The sequence below is a fragment of the Amycolatopsis sp. NPDC034160 genome, assembly GCF_055575355.1.
This window is the reverse complement of record NZ_JBVISU010000001.1, coordinates 887,928-905,739: the sequence shown is the minus strand read 5'-3', so window position 1 is coordinate 905,739 and position 17,812 is coordinate 887,928. Positions and strand designations below refer to the sequence as shown.

At 68.6% G+C, this 17,812-nt stretch carries 14 protein-coding genes and 1 tRNA gene; 2 read left to right on the top strand and 13 right to left on the bottom strand.

Annotated features, from left to right (window positions below):
- The 5 genes from ACZ54P_RS04455 to ACZ54P_RS04435 form a co-directional block, all read right to left on the bottom strand.
- Positions 1-1,597 (bottom strand): flavin-containing monooxygenase (locus ACZ54P_RS04455; RefSeq protein WP_465460117.1); only part of this gene is annotated, 1,597 nt, incomplete at its 3' end.
- The gene (locus ACZ54P_RS04450) at positions 1,594-2,079 is read right to left on the bottom strand and encodes an NAD(P)/FAD-dependent oxidoreductase (RefSeq protein ID WP_465460116.1); all 486 of its coding nucleotides are present in this window, start codon (positions 2,077-2,079) and stop codon (positions 1,594-1,596) included. The genes ACZ54P_RS04455 and ACZ54P_RS04450, both read right to left, overlap by 4 nt.
- Positions 2,076-3,005 carry a ferritin-like domain-containing protein gene (locus tag ACZ54P_RS04445; RefSeq protein WP_465460115.1) on the bottom strand — a complete coding sequence of 310 codons (930 nt, stop codon included), beginning with the start codon at positions 3,003-3,005 and terminating at the stop codon, positions 2,076-2,078. The genes ACZ54P_RS04450 and ACZ54P_RS04445 overlap by 4 nt, the downstream gene beginning before the upstream one ends.
- Entirely contained in the window at positions 3,005-3,832 is an 828-nt protein-coding gene (locus ACZ54P_RS04440) for an SDR family NAD(P)-dependent oxidoreductase (RefSeq protein WP_465460114.1), read from the bottom strand. The genes ACZ54P_RS04445 and ACZ54P_RS04440 overlap by 1 nt, the downstream gene beginning before the upstream one ends.
- Positions 3,832-4,767 carry an alpha/beta hydrolase gene (locus ACZ54P_RS04435; protein ID WP_465460113.1) on the bottom strand — a complete coding sequence of 312 codons (936 nt, stop codon included), beginning with the start codon at positions 4,765-4,767 and terminating at the stop codon, positions 3,832-3,834. Before ACZ54P_RS04435 ends, ACZ54P_RS04440 begins: the two co-directional genes overlap by 1 nt.
- Before the next feature lie 44 nt (positions 4,768-4,811).
- Between ACZ54P_RS04435 and ACZ54P_RS04430 the strand changes: the two genes are divergently transcribed.
- On the top strand, positions 4,812-5,450 hold the full coding sequence (locus ACZ54P_RS04430) for a TetR/AcrR family transcriptional regulator (protein ID WP_465460112.1): 639 nt from the start codon (positions 4,812-4,814) through the stop codon (positions 5,448-5,450).
- 81 nt (positions 5,451-5,531) lie between these two features.
- Here the strand turns inward: ACZ54P_RS04430 and ACZ54P_RS04425 are convergent.
- Positions 5,532-5,605 (bottom strand) — tRNA-Thr (locus ACZ54P_RS04425).
- Positions 5,606-5,746: 141 nt separating this feature from the next.
- Between ACZ54P_RS04425 and ACZ54P_RS04420 the strand changes: the two genes are divergently transcribed.
- A complete protein-coding gene (locus ACZ54P_RS04420; RefSeq protein WP_465460111.1) occupies positions 5,747-7,432 on the top strand; it encodes a hypothetical protein in 1,686 nt (561 codons plus the stop codon).
- Positions 7,433-7,760: 328 nt separating this feature from the next.
- On the opposite strand, the gene ACZ54P_RS04415 is transcribed toward ACZ54P_RS04420, so the two are convergent.
- The 7 genes from ACZ54P_RS04415 to topA form a co-directional block, all read right to left on the bottom strand.
- Positions 7,761-8,969 carry a DNA polymerase III subunit delta' gene (locus tag ACZ54P_RS04415; RefSeq protein ID WP_465460110.1) on the bottom strand — a complete coding sequence of 403 codons (1,209 nt, stop codon included), beginning with the start codon at positions 8,967-8,969 and terminating at the stop codon, positions 7,761-7,763.
- Complete coding sequence (locus tag ACZ54P_RS04410) at positions 8,966-11,020, bottom strand: bifunctional MFS transporter/dTMP kinase (protein ID WP_465460109.1); 2,055 nt, start codon at positions 11,018-11,020, stop codon at positions 8,966-8,968. Before ACZ54P_RS04410 ends, ACZ54P_RS04415 begins: the two co-directional genes overlap by 4 nt.
- A 146-nt stretch (positions 11,021-11,166) precedes the next feature.
- Complete coding sequence (locus ACZ54P_RS04405) at positions 11,167-11,781, bottom strand: hypothetical protein (protein WP_465460108.1); 615 nt, start codon at positions 11,779-11,781, stop codon at positions 11,167-11,169.
- A gap of 13 nt (positions 11,782-11,794) precedes the next feature.
- The gene (locus ACZ54P_RS04400) at positions 11,795-13,018 is read right to left on the bottom strand and encodes a hypothetical protein (RefSeq protein WP_465460107.1); all 1,224 of its coding nucleotides are present in this window, start codon (positions 13,016-13,018) and stop codon (positions 11,795-11,797) included.
- 34 nt (positions 13,019-13,052) lie between these two features.
- Positions 13,053-13,826 (bottom strand): ESX secretion-associated protein EspG, encoded by a 774-nt coding sequence (locus ACZ54P_RS04395; protein ID WP_465460106.1) that lies wholly within the window; start codon positions 13,824-13,826, stop codon positions 13,053-13,055.
- The gene (locus ACZ54P_RS04390) at positions 13,819-14,625 is read right to left on the bottom strand and encodes an ESX secretion-associated protein EspG (RefSeq protein ID WP_465460105.1); all 807 of its coding nucleotides are present in this window, start codon (positions 14,623-14,625) and stop codon (positions 13,819-13,821) included. Before ACZ54P_RS04390 ends, ACZ54P_RS04395 begins: the two co-directional genes overlap by 8 nt.
- A 201-nt stretch (positions 14,626-14,826) precedes the next feature.
- Entirely contained in the window at positions 14,827-17,739 is a 2,913-nt protein-coding gene (gene topA, locus ACZ54P_RS04385; protein WP_465460104.1) for a type I DNA topoisomerase, read from the bottom strand.
- Positions 17,740-17,812 lie beyond the last annotated feature (73 nt).

The following is a 17,812-nucleotide window of genomic DNA, read 5'->3' as shown; positions in this document are numbered from 1 at the left end:
CAGAGGCGAACACCGCGGAACCCGCAGCAGGCTGAACCCCCTTTCCCGCCTTTGGGCCCGGGTGTTGGGGGGTGGCTCTTTGCTCCCAACCACCCCCCCCCCCCCACGACCGGCCGTCCGCGAAGGCGTAGTCGTCGAGGTCGAAGAACCGGCTCGTCACCATCGTTTCCAGCGTGGGCGAGGCGCGGAAGGGCACGTCCCCGTTCGCGTCGAAGTAGTAGCTGTTGGCCAGCGAGCAGCTGTCCTGGAAGAACACCTGATACTTGCGGCGGTCCAGCATGGTCTGGAAGTACCGGTCGTTGGCCTCGTTCGTGACCTCCACCCGAGTCGCGCCGGTCTTACGCGCGTTGCGCAGGCACCGGACGATGTGCGCGGTCTGCGTCTCGATCAGGTTGAAGTACGAGGAACCGTTGTAGCCGTAGGGCCCGAGAATGGTGAAGAAGTTCGGGAAGCCGGGGACGCTGACGCCCTGATAGGCCTGGAACCGGTTCTCCTCCCAGAACTTCTCCAGGTCGGCGCCGGCCGAGCCGCGCACGGTGAACGCCGGCATGTTGCCCTTCTCGAACACCTTGAACCCGGTCGCCAGCACCAGGACGTCGACGGCGTGTTCGGTGCCGTCGACGGTGCGCACACCGGTCTCGGTGATCGCGTCGATGCCCGTGGTCTCCAGCGTGACGTCGTCGCGGTCGAACGTCTGCAGGTAGTCGTTGGAGAAGCTCGGCCGCTTGCAGCCCAGGGCATACCGCGGCGTGAGCTTTTCCCTGGTCACCGGGTCTTTCACCGCGCGGCGCAGATGCGCGCGCCCGATCCGCTCCCCCACGCCCGCGGTCGGCAGGAGGTGGTGGAAGTGCGCGGCCAGCGGGAAAGTGACTTCCACCAGCGCCTGACTGGCCAGGCGGGACACCAGTTTCGCGCCGGGCAACCGCCGCAGCGCGAGCCGCGCGGGCCCGGGCAGGACGGCGTCGGGTTTGGGCAGGCACCAGATCGGCGTCCGCTGGAACACCGTCAGATGGCAGGCCTCCGGCGCGATGGACGGGATGACCTGCACGGCCGACGCCCCCGTGCCGACGACGGCGACGCGTTTGCCGCGCAGGTCGACGCCGTGGTCCCAGCGGGCGGTGTGCATGACCGTGCCGCGGAAGTCGGCGAGGCCGTCGATGTCCGGCGGCTTCGGCTGGGTGAGCACGCCGGTGGCGCCGACGACGAACCGCGCCGTCATCGACCAGCCGTCAGCGGTTTCCAGGCGCCACAAGTGCGTTTCGTCGTCGAAGGTGGCGGCGGCGACCTTCGACCCGAGGCGGGTGCGGCGGCGGATGTCGTACTTGTCGACGCAGTAGTCGGCGTAGGCCTTCAGTTCACGGCCCGGCGCGTAGACCCGCGACCAGCCGGAGATCTGCTCGAACGAGAACTGGTAGCTGAACGACGGAATGTCGACGGCGACACCGGGATAGGTGTTCCAGTGCCACGCGCCGCCGACGCCGTCACCCTCCTCCAGCATCAGGAAATCGTCGAATCCCGCCTTGTCGAGCAGGATCGCGGCACCGATACCGGAGAAACCGCCGCCGATGATCGCGATCTCGTGGTCGGGCGTGGTCATGCCGGAAGTCCTTCCTTGGCGAACAGCGAACTCGCGCCCACTACGACGACGTCCGCCTGGTGCTCGATGCCCTCGGCGGTGCGGATCCCGTTGGCGGCGAAGGCGTAGACCGGCCAGGTGATGAGCTTGCAGCCGGGTCGCCGCAGCGCGCCGTAGTAGCCGAGGCCCGGTGCCGTCCGTCGCGAACCGAAGCGGCGGTCCGGCGTCAGCAGCCTTCGGATCCAGGGGTCTTTCACCTGCCAGCGCAGGAAAACCCGGGCGACGGCGATGCCGACGACGCTCGGGCCGGGCACCGGCATCGGCACCACCCAGTCCGGTTCCTCCTGAAACACCTTCACCGAAAGCGCGGTGGCCGCCACCTCGGGCACGATCTGCGCGGCCTCACGGCCGGGCGCGACGACGGCGACCCGCTGCCCGGCGAAGTCGTGCCCGAACCATTCGGTGCCGCGCAGCACCTCGCCGCGGAAGTCACCCAAGGTCATGACGCGACCGGTTCGTGGGTGATCTCCTCGGTCCACGACTGCGGTTTGCCCAGCAGCCGCGCGGGGATCAGGCGGGTCACCTTCACCATCGGATCGGCGAGCAGCCGGTGGTAGACGTGCGAGCGGTCGACGATCATCGCCGCCTGCGCCTTGAGCACGTGATACGCCGGGATGCGTTGGGTGAACTCGCCGCGGCCGCCGATGGTGGAGAACCGCTTCACGGCGTTGTACAGCTTCTTCTCCGGCAGGCCCATCGCGACGATGTTGTCCCGCATCTTGTTGATCAGCGGCACGAACACCACGATCAGGCCCAGTACGATCTGCGGTTTGAGCGAGCCGATCGATTCGGTGAGCAGTTTCGTCGTCGAGCCGGCGCCGATCAGTTCCAGGACTTCGAAGTCGGCCGTGATGTGCCGCGACTCGTCCGAGTTGATATGCCGGAAAACCTGATGGCACACCGGATCGGAGACCTCTTCGAGCAGGAACTTCACCAACGCGCCGTCCAGCGCGCATTCCAGCAGCGGGATGAGCGTGGCCAACGCCGTCAGCGGCAACGTGTCGCCGTAGTCGTCGAGGACCTTGATGGCGAGCTTGACGTTGATGTTCGGCTCGGGCATCGACCCGTGCTCGTCGAGCATGCCCCAGCGCTTCATCAACGCGAGTTCGGCGTTGGCGTGTTTCTGTTCCTCGGCGTGGAAATACCGGTAGATCTCCTGGATCACCGGCGTCGGCGCCTTCTTGGCCAGCGAGGCGAACCCGCGGGCGCCGACGTGCTCGATCCACACCAGATCGGCCATGAACGGCCGCATCTTGGCGCGCAGTTCGTCGGTCATCGTCTCCGCGCCCGGAGCGTCCCAGTCGATGTCGGCCAGCGACCACTGCTTGTCCTTGATGGTCTGGAGCAACGCGTCGAAGTCGTAGGCCATCAGTTCTCCTTTTCGGCGGGCAGGAACCGGCCGAGGAGACCGGCGATCCGCGTGTAGGGGACGGGCACGAACCGCTTGGCGTGCCAGAGAAGCTGAGCGTCGGGCTGCGGCACCACGTACAGACGCCCGCGATCGTGGGCGTCGAGCGTCGTCTTCGCGACCCGTTCGGGGGAGAACCCGACCAGGTCGGAGACCCGCTGCGCGAGGCCGCGTGCTTCGGCGTCGATGAGTTCACCGCCGAAGATGTTGGTACGTACGAAAGTCGGGCACAGCACGGTGACCCCGACGCCCGTGCCGGACAGCTCCGCGGCCAGTGTCTCCGAAAGACTGACGACCCCGGCCTTGCTCACGTTGTAGGCGGCCATCCTCGGCGCGGCGGTGAAACCGGCGGCCGAGGCCACGTTGATGACACCACCGGCTTTCGCCGTCCGCATGGCGGGGACGAAGGTGTGGCAACCGTGGATGACACCCCAGAGGTTCACGCCGAGCGTGCGCTGCCAATCGGACAGCGGACTCTCGCCGACGAGTTTGCCACCGGCGCCGATCCCGGCGTTGTTGACGACGAGGTCCGGGTCGCGGCCGAGCCACGAACGGGCCTGGTTCGCCAGCTCACCGACTTCTTCCACACTGGACACATCGCAGGCGACGGCGACCGCTTCGCCGCCTTGGGATTTCAGCTCCGTCACGGTTTCCTCGGCGGAAGCGAGGTCGATGTCGGCACAGACGACGCGACTTTTTCGCCGGACGAGTTCGGCCGCGATCGCCTTCCCGATGCCGCTGCCCGCTCCGGTGACGACGGCGTGCGCTCCATGGGTCCGCTTCGGCACTATGCCGCCCTCTCGATCGCAGGGAGATTCTCGGTCAGGAATCGGCAAGCCCGGTCCATCGCGGGCCGCGCTTCCGGAACGAACCGGGTCAGCGCCTGGAAGACGTGCATCTGGCCGGGGACCACGTCCAGTTCGCAGTCCGCCCCCGCGCGGCGCAGTGCCCTGGCCAGTTCGATGGCGTCCGCGGCGAGCATTTCGAGGCCGCCCGCTTGGATAAGCGTCGGCGGGAAGCCCTTGATGTCGTCGAAGGCGAACCGCAGCCGCGTCGACGCGAGATCGGCGTCCACTGTGTACAGACCGACCAACCGGGCGGCCGCGGCGGCGGAGATCATCGGGTCGCGCCGCATGCGTTCCCGTTCGGCGGCCAAGGAGAACGTCACGTCGAACAGCGGCGAGAACAACGCGAGCGCGGCGGGTGGCGCCTTGTGCTCGCGAATGAGCTGCGCGGCGAGGTCGACCGCGAGATGCCCGCCCGCGGAGTCACCCGCGACGAGAATCCGTTCGTGGCCTTGCTCGACGAGCCGGTCATAGGCCGCGCGGACGTCGTCGGCGGCGTGCGGGAACCGGTGCCGCGGCGCGAGGCGGTACTCGCAGGCGAACACCGGCAACCCGGTGCCGGCTGAGACCCGCGTGGTCAGCCCGCGATGCGTGCGGGGCGAGCAGAGCGCGTAACCGCTGCCGTGGAGGTAGAGGATCACGGCGTCGCCGTCGGCCACTTCGGGACCGCGAACCCACTCGCCGCGCACACCGGGCTCGACGCGGCTCCCCTTCAACGGTGGCGAAGCGAGCCACAAACTGCCCGAGATGAAGCCGCGGGAGAACACGATCCCAGCGCGGTTGGCCGGGATCGCCGAGGCGATCGGCCGCACGATAGCGGACGTCAGCGCGGCGGCCACCCCGCTTCGGGTGAGGCGCGGGCCATTCTGCGGTCGCATGCCCTCAGAATGAATCTGAGGGCACCTGCTGTCAAGATGGAACGGTGACCACGTCCCGCCGTTACAGCGGCAAAACCGCCGACGAGCGCCGCGCCGAACGACGGCTCGCCCTGCTCGGCGCCGCACTGGACATCTGGCAGGAACAGGGCTGGGCGGCGGTCACCATGCGTGGCGTGTGCGCGCGGGCGAACCTGACGGACCGGTACTTCTACGAGAGCTTCGCCAACCGCGACGAACTCCTCGCCACCGCGTGGGAAGAGGTCCGCGACGAGACCTTGCGGATGGTCCTCGACGCCGTCGCCGCGCGGATCGACAAGCCCGCGCTGGAACAGCTCCGGGCCGCTCTCGACGTCGTCGTGCATCACGTCCAGGAAGAGCCGGCACGGGCGCAGATCCTGTTCGGCGACCACGCGGGCAGCGCGGTGCTGGAGCAACTGCGGCGGCAAACCGTCCAGGAGACCACCGGCCTGCTGATCGAACTGGCGCGGCCGCATCTGAAGCCGGACGTGGACGGCCTGGAATTCCGGGTGAACGTCCTGCTGGGCATCGGCGGGTTCGTCGAGATCATGCTCGCGTGGCGCTCCGGCCTGCTCGACGCGGACGCGGACACGCTCGTCGAGCACCTCACCGGCGTCGGCACCTCGCTGTCGCGGATGTTCCTCAAGGGCGACACCAACGGGTGAACTTTCGTTCCCGGTGCGGAGCAGGCCCGGAAACGGGTCAGGGCCCCATCCGGTTGAACCGAATGGGGCCCTGACCTGCGGAGCCGCCTAGGGGAATCGAACCCCTGACCTATTCATTACGAGTGAATCGCTCTGGCCGACTGAGCTAAGGCGGCGTACATCGGGCTCGCACCCGATGACGGAGACAAGTGTAGCGGAGGCTTGAACGTCACCTTCCGGGGCCACCGTCGTTAGGGTCCTATGACGCCGGTCTCAGTCCCCCAAGATCGGCCCATCCCCCACTGGAGGACCTGTTCATGCGGCAACGACTGCCCCGTGTGCTGGCGCTTCCGGCCGCCGCGGCCCTGCTTCTGCTGACCGCGGCTCCGGCGACCGCCCAGACGATCCCCACCACGCCGATCCCCGATCCGGCGAACCCGGGACAGCCGCCGATGTCGGCGCCGATCGGGCCGCAGCCGCTGGGCAAGGCGGTCGGTGACGCGGGAGCGGCGCTCGGCGTGCTGCGGCTGCTGCCCAACGCCGTCCCGACGAGCGCGATCTTGCCCGGCGCGGGTGAGATGCTGCCGAAGCAGTCCGCGCTCGAAGCCGGGATGGGGCTTTCCAGCGCCCAGGCCAACTCCGAGGCTTACCTGAACTACGAGAAGTCGATCGCGCAGTCGTCGCCGTTCGGCCTGTCGGCCGCGGGCAACGCGCCGCAGACGCCGGGCAGCCTCGTGCAGACGGCGATGCCGGACAACCCGAAGCCGATCAGCGGCGGCCTCAACGCGCCGAAGAACCCACTGTTCAACCTCGGCCTGCTGAACGGCGAGGCGCACGCGCGCTGGAGCCCGACGCTCGGGCCGTGCGTCGGCACGATCGCCGATTCGAGCACGTCGATCGCGAACCTCTCGCTGCTGCCGACCATTCCGAACCTGCCGGGGGCCGAGCAGCTGACCCAGGCGAGCGACCAGCTCAAGGCCGGGCTCGCCGGACTGCCCGGCCCGCTGGCGAACCTGGGCGACCTGCTTTCGGGAAACAGCGCCAGCGGTGACGGCAAGGGTGCGGTGCTGAGCCTGCCGAACACGCTGTCGTCGCGGTCGGTCGTGCGGCTGGTCGACATCCCCGGCTCGAAGAACAAGGCCGTCGAATCGACGTCGACCCTGCAGGCGGCCAACATCGAACTGCTGAAAGGCACGCCGCTCGGCCTGACCATCAAGGTCGCCAGCCAGCCGACGCTGCGGGTCACCTCGACCGGTGACAAGAAGACGTCGAAGGTCGAGTACACCGCTCCGGTGCTGCAGATCCTGCGTGGCGACAAGGTGCTGTTCACCCTCGACGCGCACAACCCGACAAAGGATGTCCCCATCGGCATCCCGCTGCCGACGCTCAAGCAGGTCCCCGGCTTCGAGCAGCTGAAGAACGTGCCGGTCGTCGGCGGGCTCGCCGAACTGGTGAACGGTGCCACGAAGCAGCTTCCGGGCGGCGAGGCCGGTAATGGGCTCACCCTCGACATCGGGGTGCTGAAGCTGTCGATCGCCGGGCTGAACCAGAAGTCGAGCGATATGACCTCGCCGTTCAAGGGCTTCCAGACGGGCGCCTCCGCGCGACTGCTGGACCTGCAGATCCTGCCGACCACCGCGTTGCAGAAGGCGCTCCCGCCGGAGGCCGCGAAGAAGCTGCCTTCGTCGCTGGCCCAGGTTTCGCTCGGTGAGCAGATCGCCCGGGCGTACGCGCCGGCAGGCGGCGTCGAGTGCGGCACGGCGACACCGCCGCCCGCGGGCAACAACGGTGGCGCGGCGCCGAAGGGCCCGGTCAAGAACCTGGCCTACACCAACGCCGCGTACGACACGGTGCCGATGTTCTGGACGGGTACCGCGATGCTGCTGCTCGGCGTGGTGCTGGTGGCCGCGATGCCGGGACGCCGTCGGCTTGTGCCGGTTCGCATCTCGCCGTCGCCGAAGGACGATCCGGACTTCAAGCCTTCGCCGCGACCGCGAACCTAGACGGGGCGAGGAGGGTGATGAACGGTCCTTTCACGCCTTGCCGCGTGGGAGGCCCGTTCGTGGCTCGCCTTCGCTGACGCTCGTGTCATGAGGGGTCCCCATAGGACATTTTTCGTCCTATGGGGACCCCTCATGACGTTCCCGGGTACGACGCGACCCCGAATCCTCTTCACTTACCCACAGCACTTGTCCACAACCACCCCAACCTGTGGACAACTCCCGCTACCAGCCCTTTCCGCCCCGCACCCCCGGTAAACTGGACTCGGGGTCGCCCCCCTGGGACGGGCGGGGGGCTGGGGTAGGCGCGAAACGCGGAAGTGAGCCGGGGTCAGCCTTGGCGCAGGGTGGTGACCATGGCTTCGACGGCGATGCGCGGTTTCACGTTCAGGTCGATGGCCTCGCGGCACTCCAGGACGGCTTCGAGCCGGCGCAGGATCGAGTCCGGCGCCCAGGCGGAGGCGGCCTGCGCGATTTCCGAGGCGTGGTCGGGGTGGTTCAACGTCGCGTTCGCGCCGCTCGCGGTCACGAGCACGTCCCGGTAGAACGCGGCGAGGTCCACCAGCGCGAGGTCGAGGGTGTCTCGCTGGGTCCGGGTCGCCCGCGACTTCTGGCGCTTCTCGAGTTGCTTCACCGCGGCCTCGGCGGCTCGTTTCGCTCCGGCGACGCCCTTTCCGATGCCGTCGCCGCCCATCGCGGTGCGGATTTCGGAGCGCTCGGCCTCGTCGCGGACCTTGCTTTCCTCGCCCGCGTCGGCCTCGGCCGCGCTGATCAGCTGATCGGCGCAGGTGAACACATCGGCCGGACGGCGCAGGCCCAGCGGGATCCGCAGCACCGTCGCCCGCCGCTGCCGGGCAGCTTCGTCGGTGGCGAGCCGCCGCGCGCGGCCGACATGTCCACTTGAGACGGACGCGGCCCACTGCGCGCGTTCGGGATCGATGCCGTCCCGTTCCACCAGCACCTGCGCGATCGCTTCGGGCGGCGGCGTCCGCAGGGTGACCAGGCGGCACCGCGAGCGGATCGTCACCGAGACGTCTTCCGGGTGATCGGACGGCGCGCACAGCAGGAACACCGTGCGCTCCGGCGGCTCCTCCACAGCCTTCAGCAACGCGTTCGACGCGCCTTCGGTCAGCCTGTCGGCGTCCTCGATGATCACCACCTGCCACCGCCCGGTGGTCGGGCGGCGGGCGGCTGCCTGGACCAGCGCCCGCATTTCGGCGACGGAAATCGAGAGGCCTTCAGGCGCGACGAGCTTGACGTCGGCGTGGGTGCCGGCGAGCACGGTGCGGCAGCCGGGGCATTCCCCGCATCCCGTGCCGGTACTGCACTGCAGCGCCGCCGCGAAAACCCTGGCGGCGGTCGAACGTCCCGATCCGGGCGGCCCGGTGACCAGCCACGCGTGGGTCATCGCGCCGGGCGCGACAGGCTGGTTCTCGATGATCCGCGCGGCCGCCGTCGACGCCGTGGAAAGGACGCGCGCGGCGGGATCCTGGCCGACGAGCTGCTTCCAGACACCGATCAGCACCGGGGATTCCGTCATCTCACCTCGACCTTTTCCTCCGCCGGGGCGAGCCCGGCGAGTTTGCCGATGAGCACCGCGCGGACGGCGGCGCGTACCCGCTCGCACACTTCGTCCTCGGTGCCGTCCGCGTCGACCACCACGTACCGGTCCGGGTCGGCGGCGGCCATCTCCGTGAGCAGATGCTGCACCCGCCACTGCGCGTCCAGCGCCTCCGACTTCCGCATCACCGTGCCGGGATCGGCGTCGAGCAGAACGGTGATGTCGGGCCGCAGCCTGCCGGTCGCCCAGTCGGCGAGCCCTTCGAGCTCCTGGCTGTCGAGCCCGGCGACCGCGGACAGATGAGCCAGCGGCGAATCCACGAAGCGTTCCATGACGACGACGGAACCGGCGTCGAGCGCGGGCTGGATGTCCCGTTCGACGATGTCCGCGCGCACCGCGGCGGCCGCGAGCGCCTGCGCCCGCGCTCCGGACAGCGAAGCGCCGGAGACGAGCTTCGCGAGCCGCTGGTCGTCCAACGCCGGGTCGGCGGCCAGCACGACGGGACGCGTACCCGCGCGCAGCCATTCGGCCAGCCGCGCGGCCTGGGTCTCGGTGTTGATGGCCCTGGTGCCTTCGAGTGCGATCAGCAGCCCGTTGACGCGGCGCGGGCTGCGGCGCAGCGCGTTGCGGAGATCGGCGAGGATCGGCTCGGCACGCCTGTCGTCCATCTGCCGGTAGGCGATGATGCCGGCGAGCAGGGCGAGGACACCGCCGCCGATCATCACCGGTCGCGTGCCGTCGATCGTGATCGTGCCGCCCCACAGGGTGATCTCGGTCTGCTGGACCGCGCTGATCAGCACCGGGACCAGAATCGTCGCGCCGAACAGCACGATCTTCATCAGCGACTGGTAGATCGCGTTGATCCGGCCGCGGATGGAATCCTCGATCCGCGAACCGATGATCGTGACACCGGTCAGGAACGCCGTCCCGGCCCAGACGCCGACGGCGGCGACGGCGATCAGCGAAACGGCGAGGTGCGGCGACAGCGCGACGACGATGAGACACAGACCGGCGGCGACGATCGAGATGCCGAACAGCCGGTCGTGCGCTAGACGGCGGGCGAGCTTCGGCGCCACGGCCATCCCGGTGGCGAGCCCGAGGAAAACGGCGAGCACGAGGAGGTTGAACGCCGCGTCACCGGCGAGCAGGCTGGACGAGTACGGCTTGGCCGAACCGATCACCGCGCCACCGGCGGCGAACGCGCCGAAAGCGCCGATCATCAGCCCGCGCACCAGCGGCGTCGTCCGCACGAACCGGGCGCCATCGGAGATCATCTGGCGGAAGCCGAACTTCTCCTCGTCGGCGGGCTTGACCTTGGGCTTCTCGACCGCGTGGACATTGCGCAGCGAAAGTTCGGGGATCCGGGTGGCGATCACGATCGCGCTGGTGAGGTACAGCAGCCCGGTGATGACGACGGCCACCTTCGCGATACCTAGCTGGGCGTCGCCGTCGAAGAAGTGAAAAGTGGTGTTACTACCGGTGAGCAGGGCGTTCGCCCCGGCCGCCGTGATCACCGCGAGGCCGTAGGTCATCACCATGCCGAGCTGGTTGGCGGTCTCGACCTGGTCCGGACGGCGCAGCAGGTTCGGCACCGCCGCGTCCTTCGACGGGATCCACATCATCGAGCAGCAGCCGACCAGGAAGTTGCCGACGAACACCCACCACGACGCGCCGACGAACGCGATCGACAGCAGGAATCCGCACCGGCCGAGGTCGCAGAGCACCATCACCTTGCGGCGGTCGAACCGGTCGGCCAGCAACCCGCCGAGCGGGGCGAACAGCAGACCGGGTAGCAGCGACGTCAGCACGACACCGACGAATGCGAAGTTCTGCGCCGCATAGTTGTCGGTCAGCTTGGTGACCAGGCCGGTCAGCGTCAGCAGGTTCAGCCAGTCCGCGACACTGCACAGATAGGTGACACCCCAGAGGCGGCGGAACGGCTTGATCGCCAGTACCCGCCGCACTCGGTGCATGGTGGAAGCATCACGGCCCGCCGAACCATTCGTGCCCGCTTCGGGCACCGATTGCACGCCCTCGCTGATACGCCCACCCCACTAGTCACGCGACGCCGAGGCGTGACCCGGGTGTACGCCGAGTCCCCCGACCGTATTGGCCAGGGTATCCCGATGGACGAGGTGAGGACGGACGGCCCCGTCCGGCGCTACCGCCGGACGGGTTACCCGAAGATCCCCGCGATGCTGTTGAACAGGCTGGCCAGCAGCTGAATGGCGAGGATCGCGAAGACGATCATGAGCGCGATCGCGATCATCACGCCGGTGGTGTTCGACGACGGCTTGCCGAGCCTCGGAAGCTTCATCGAACGCTTGGCACGCCTTACTTCCACCTCGGCCTCTTCGTCGACCTCGACCGGGTCTTGCTGCTTCACCCGGCGAGGCTGACGAAGCAGCTGCGGCGGCCTCGTTGGCCACGTGCGCTGCTGGGGCAGGATCCCGATCGGCGTAGCACCTTGTTCACCGACCGTGCTGATGATCCTGGGAGACGGAAGAAAGGCGGACTGCTCCGCGCCCGGCGTCCGGGCCGGCTGATCTTCCTCCAGCATGGCCGCGTTGACCATCCGACTCACGTATTCGGGGTCGGGCTGGACCGGCCCGGGGACCGGCAAGCGAACTTCGTCGGCGACGCCCGAAGAGTCCAGCTGCCCCGCCGTACCGGTCGTGACCAGCCCGGACACCGGGTCGGCGAACGTGTCGCCCGGAGGATGTGCCTGAGTGCCGTCGCCTTTCACGAAGTCGGGGGCATCGAAGAAGGGTGTATCGCCCTTCCCGCTCATGGTGACCACCTCACTACGGAATGTCCTCTGCTTCCAGGGTAACCACCTCGGCCCGGCGCACATCCGCCCAATGGGCCAGATAAATGTCACGCGCGGCAAGGCTGATCTTCACATCCTCCAGCAAAGGTTCGAAGAAAGAACGCCGGTACCGAGCATCTGTCGCGGTTGACGCGGCGAAGTACAAACCGGAGAAGACGGCGAGGAAAAGCGAGACGTTGATGAGCGCGGAACTCACCGGAAGGGGGACACCCAGCAGTGTTCCCGGCGCCGATTCGCGGCCGACGAACGCCGTCACCACTTCCGGCCGGAGGATCAGCACCCCGAACACGACGAAGAAGGCGAACACCAGCACCCCGAACGCCACGATCTGCACCGCCTGGGCGAGGAACAGCACCAGGGCGATGTTCAGCCGCTCCACCTTCGACAGGGCACGCCGTCCCGGCGTCGGGGTGTCATCGTCGTCGAAGGGCGTTCCGCGCAGGACGGTCGCCCCGGGCTCCACGGTCCAGGACTTCAGCTCCTTGATCTCGTCGGACAGCATCGACGCCAGGAACACCGCCCCGATCAGGACGAGGAAGCCGACCACCAGCCACAGCCGCCCCGGGGGCAGCCGTTCCACGGCCTGCCACAGCTCGGCGGTGAAGAAGCTGAACATCACCACCAGCAGGAGCAGCGGCAACGCCCGCGACGCCAGCGTGCCGATCGCCCGGACCTGGGCGACCGCGCTCTCCGCCGCCCAGCTCAGTATCGAGCCGATCCCGGTCCGTACCAGCAGCATCAGCACGACCAGGGCGACGATGTTGGTGAGCACGGCCATCCACAGCGGGTCGTCCCACGACACCAATCCGGTGAGCCGCTCCCCGAGCGGCAGCAGAACCACCCAGAACACGTAGGTCGCCGCCATCACCGCCAAGCGCACCCGAGTGCGGCTCAGCACCCGGAGCAACTTCGCCATCAGACGGCCGCCGACCAGTGGCACGACGAGCACGGCGAGCGCCAGCGTCAGCGCGCCGAGGACGTACGCGAGCCCGCTGCCACGCATGCGGGCTTCGAGCACTTCCGCGGGGACGTCGAGCAGTTTCAGCAACCCGGCCAGCAACAGGTCGAGCAGGCCCAGGAACACCAGCCCAGGCGTCGAACGGCGCACCATGCCCGAGCCGCGCCTTCGCCGGTGGATGACCATCGGCAGCCCTCGCCGCCGGAACCACGCGTCGGCAGCCCGCCGGTCCAGGTCCATCGCCGTCCCCCTCGTCCGTCAACGCCCAAGGCGGCTACGTCCGGCTCAAATCCACCGCCTCGTGCAGCCAGCCCGCCAGTGCCCGGCGGTCCATTCCACCGAACATGAGCCACCCTTCGGAAGGGGCCACGTACAAAACGAACCTCCCCAGATCGTTGTCGATGATCACGAACCCGTAGTCCGGGTATTCGGCGTTCAGCCCGCCGAAGGCGACCAGGTCGAGGATCGCCGTCCCGGTCCTCGGACGGCTCACCATCTCGGCGACCAGGCCGACCTCTTCTTCCTGGCCCGGCAACGGCACGCCGTGCTCGTCGATGCGGACGCGCAGCGGGGTGCTGTCACCGGCGGGAACGTGCGGGAGCCCACCGAAGACCCGGGCGCCCAGTTCGCCGAAGTCGCTGAGGCTGAACGTGGTCCGCCGCCCGGACCGCATCCGCCACACGACCGCCTGGTGCCCGTCGCCGTAGCAATCGACCCGCACCGCGCGAGGAGCGGACGCGAAGACGCCGGTGAGGACGCCTCGCACCGAACCCCGCAGCATCACGCCGTGCATCTGGACCGCGGCGGGATGGAGCTCGCCGTTCTCCATCAGCCCGGCCTCTTCGAGCATCGCCGCCTTGGCCGCGTAGCGCTCCGCCTGCGTGACCAGATCCGCCGGCTCGTCGTAGGACGGGCACAGGCGGCGGATCTCGTCGTCGGTGATCTCCGGGTCGTAGCCCAGGTACACGCTCCGGCGCTCCGGCACCGCGCGCAGCACCGGCTCGGCGGCGCGCTTCATCAGTTCCCGCACCGTCGTCGGCTCACGCATGGTTCTGCACCGCCTTCACGATCCACTGTTCGGCCATCGACCGGGTGGCCGGACCCCAGGTGAGCGTCCACCCACCGGCGCCGTTCATCGCCGCGCTGAACTGATAGCGGCCGAGGTCGTTGTCGACCAGGCCGAAGGCGCCGTGCGGGTATTCGGCGAGGATGGCGTTCCGCACCGCGAGGTCGACCAGGACCGTGCCTTGACGCGGCCGCGAAGCACCTTCACGGATCGCCTCGAGCGCCTCACGGGCCTGTGTCGGGATCAGTCCGCCGGCGTCCGTCTCGATGCGCACCGTCTCGCCCGCGCCCGGCGGATGGTCGGGCAGCCCGTCGAACACCCAGCCCGGCAGCGCGCTGAGGAAACCGGACCGCAGCCGCGCTCGCCTGCCGAGCTTGTTCAGCACCGTGGTGAAGTCCTCGTCGCCGAAGAACCGGACCTCCCACGGCTCGCGGCGCGACGGGAAGACGCCGGTCACCACACCGCGGATGAACCCGCCGCGCAGCGCGCGATACAGCCCGACGGCCTCGGGAGTGACCTCGCCGCCGGGGGCCAGCCCGATCGCCGTCATCCCGCTGACGAACCGGGTGTACTGCTCCACCTCCTCGGCGAGAGTGAGCCCCGGAGTCGGCTCCTCGCCGGCCAGCACCGGTGGCACGGAAAGGTCCGGATCGTAGAACTCCATCACCGAGGGACGCTCCGGAACCTCGGCGGCCAGCGGGGCGACGACCTCGTCGATGACGTCGAAGACGGAAGTCGTTGAAGAACCGGTCGTTGAAGTGCTCACCTGACCATTGAACACCCTGGTACCGACAATTTTTAGAACTTTTGTTCGAACGGGTGAGGTCGGTCGGCGAGCGGTCGGTGAGCGGTATCAAGGGACCTTTGCTATCGCTCCCCGGCTCCGCGCTCTCCGCCTCCGCCGAACGTCATGAGGGGTCCCCATCGGACGAAATTCGTCCGATGGGGACCCCTCATGACACTTGGGCCGAGCTTGAGCGCGCTACTTCGTCTTCGTGGCCGTAGAGCGCGAAGCGGGCTTCTTCGCAGCCGCCGTCTTGGTCGTCCCAGTCTTGGTCGCCGCCGTCTTGGTCGCGGTGGTCTTCTTCGCCGCGGCCGTCTTGGTGGCCGTCGTCTTCGACGCCGCGGGCTTGCGCGCCGGAGCCTTGCGCTTCGGCGCCGGACCCTTCGCGCGCTTCTCCGCCAGCAGCTCGGCACCGCGCTCGGCGGTCAGCTCCTCGATGCTGTCCGACTTCCGCAGCGTCGCGTTGTACTCGCCATCGGTCACGTACGGACCGAAGCGGCCGTCCTTGACCACCATCGGCTTACCGGACACCGGGTCGTCGCCCAGCTCCTTCAGCGGCGGCTTCGCGGTCGCTGAGCGGCCACGCTGCTTCGGCTCCGAGTAAATCTTCAGCGCCTCTTCGAGCGTGATCGAGAACAGCTGGTCCTCGGTCGTGAGCGAACGCGAGTCCGTACCCTTCTTCAGGTACGGCCCGTAGCGCCCGTTCTGCGCGGTGATCTCGTCGCCGGACTCCGGGTCCTTGCCGACCACGCGCGGCAGCGAGAGCAGCTTCAGCGCGTCTTCGAGGGTCATCGCCTCGATCGACATCGACTTGAACAGCGAACCCGTACGCGGCTTCGGCTGCTTCGCCTTCGCGGCCTTCTTCTGCGCGGCCGTCGCGTTCTCGGGCAGCGGCTCCGGCTCCGGCAGGAGCTCGGTGACGTACGGGCCGAAGCGGCCTTCCTTCGCCACGATCTCGTGCCCGCTGACCGGGTCGGTGCCGAGCACGCGCCCTTCCTGCGGCGTCGCGAACAGCTTCTCCGCGACCTCCGGGGTCAGCTCGTCCGGCGGCAGCTCCTCGGGCAGGTTCGCCCGCTGCGACGTCCCGTCGACCTCACGCTCGAGGTACGGGCCGTAGCGGCCGACACGCACGACGACGGTGTGGCCGTCGGCGTCGCTGAACAGCGGGATCGAGTTGATCTCGCGGGCGTCGATGTCCTCGACACCGGAGCCGACGAGCTTCTTCAGCCCGCCGAGCCGGCCCACGGAGCCGTCGACCCCCATGTCGCCGCCGAAGTAGAACTTCGACAGCCACTGCGTCCGATGCTCGTCACCGGCGGCGATGCGGTCGAGTTCGTCCTCCATGCCGGCGGTGAAGTCGTAGTCGACCAGCCGCTCGAAATGCCGCTCCATCAGCCCGATCACGGCGAACGCGACCCAGGAGGGCACCAGCGCGGAACCCTTCTTCCACACGTAGCCGCGGTCCTGGATGGTCTTGATGATCGACGCGTACGTCGACGGGCGGCCGATGCCCAGCTCTTCGAGCTTGCTGACCAGGCTCGGCTCCGAGTAGCGCGCCGGGGGCGAGGTGGTGTGCCCGTCCGGGCTCAGGTCGGTGGCGGTCAGCGCCTGATCCTTGACCAGCCGCGGGAGGCGGCTCTGCTTGTCGTCCGCTTCGCCACCGCTTTCGGTGTCGACGGCCTCGACGTACGCCTTGAGGAACCCGGCGAAAGTGATCGTGCGACCCGAGGAGGCGAACGTGACCTCTTCACCGCTGGTGGCGGTGCCGACGATGCGCACCGACATCGTGGTGCCCTTCGCGTCCGCCATCTGCGACGCGATCGTGCGCTGCCAGATCATCTCGTAAAGGCGGTACTCATCGGTGTCCAGATCCTTCGCGACCTGGCCCGGCGTGCGGAAGACCTCCCCCGAGGGACGGATCGCCTCGTGGGCTTCCTGCGCGTTCTTCACCTTGCGGGTGTACTGGCGCGGCGACGGCGAGACATATTCTTTGCCGTACAACTGCGTCGCCTGGCTGCGCGCCGCCGAGATCGCCGACTCCGACAGCGTCGTGGAGTCGGTACGCATATAAGTGATGTACCCGTTCTCGTACAGCTTCTGCGCGATCCGCATGGTGCGCTCGGAGGTGAACCGCAGCTTGCGGCCCGCCTCCTGCTGCAGGGTCGAGGTCATGAAGGGCGCGTACGGCTTCCGCGTGTACGGCTTCTCTTCGACGCTCGCGACCTTGAAGTCGCGGTTCTTCAGCGCCTCGGCCAGCCGGACGGCGTCGGCCTCGGCCAGCACGCGGATCTCGTTGTTCGAGGCCTTCAGCTGGCCGTCGGAGCCGAAGTCACGGCCCGTGGCCAGACGCGCGCCGTCGACGGCGATCATCCTGGCCGGGAAGTTCCGGGGCGCCGCCTCGGCACCGGCGTCCATCGTCGCGGAGATGTCCCAGTACGACGCCGAGGTGAAGCGCATGCGCTCGCGCTCCCGCTCGACCACGATGCGGGTCGCCACGGACTGCACGCGGCCCGCCGAAAGCTTCGGCATGACCTTCTTCCACAGCACGGGCGAGACCTCGTAGCCGTAGAGGCGGTCCAGGATGCGGCGGGTCTCCTGCGCGTCGACCAGGTCGGCGTCGAGTTCACGGGTGCTGTCGGCCGCGGCGCGGATCGCCTGCTCGGTGACCTCGTGGAAGACCATCCGGCGGACCGGGACCTTCGGCTTGAGGGTCTCCAGCAGATGCCACGCGATGGCCTCGCCCTCGCGGTCGGGGTCCGTGGCGAGGTAGAGCTCGTCGACGTCCTTCAACAGGCTCTTCAGCTCGGTGACCTTGGACTTCTTGTCCGGTGTGACGACGTAGAGCGCCTTGAAGTCGTTGTCGACGTCGACACCCAGCCGCGCCCACGACTCGCCCTTGTACTGGGCGGGCACGTCGGCCGCGCCGCGGGGAAGGTCACGGATGTGCCCGACGGAGGACTCCACGACGTAGTTCGCGCCGAGGTACGGGGCGATCTTGCGGGCCTTGGTCGGCGACTCGACGATCACCAGCCGGCGACGCCCCGCGCCGTCGTCCGACGACGCGGTCTTCTTCGTCCGTGCTCCTGCCACGCTGTCCTGCTCTCCGCTCATCTTCGGCGCCTTCGCGCCGCCTCTCGACCCGTCAGTGTGCACGCTCGCACCACCCGGACCACGTCTAGGTGGG

Bases quoted from the DNA above. Each gene is read 5' to 3' on its own strand.
- ACZ54P_RS04400 (WP_465460107.1), bottom strand. From the start codon at position 13,018: ATGGACCTGGACCGGCGGGCTGCCGACGCGTGGTTCCGGCGGCGAGGG.
- ACZ54P_RS04450 (WP_465460116.1), bottom strand. From the start codon at position 2,079: ATGACCTTGGGTGACTTCCGCGGCGAGGTGCTGCGCGGCACCGAATGG.
- ACZ54P_RS04420 (WP_465460111.1), top strand. From the start codon at position 5,747: ATGCGGCAACGACTGCCCCGTGTGCTGGCGCTTCCGGCCGCCGCGGCC.
- ACZ54P_RS04405 (WP_465460108.1), bottom strand. From the start codon at position 11,781: ATGAGCGGGAAGGGCGATACACCCTTCTTCGATGCCCCCGACTTCGTG.
- ACZ54P_RS04415 (WP_465460110.1), bottom strand. From the start codon at position 8,969: ATGACGGAATCCCCGGTGCTGATCGGTGTCTGGAAGCAGCTCGTCGGC.
- ACZ54P_RS04435 (WP_465460113.1), bottom strand. From the start codon at position 4,767: ATGCGACCGCAGAATGGCCCGCGCCTCACCCGAAGCGGGGTGGCCGCC.
- ACZ54P_RS04395 (WP_465460106.1), bottom strand. From the start codon at position 13,826: ATGCGTGAGCCGACGACGGTGCGGGAACTGATGAAGCGCGCCGCCGAG.
- topA (WP_465460104.1), bottom strand. From the start codon at position 17,739: ATGAGCGGAGAGCAGGACAGCGTGGCAGGAGCACGGACGAAGAAGACC.
- ACZ54P_RS04445 (WP_465460115.1), bottom strand. From the start codon at position 3,005: ATGGCCTACGACTTCGACGCGTTGCTCCAGACCATCAAGGACAAGCAG.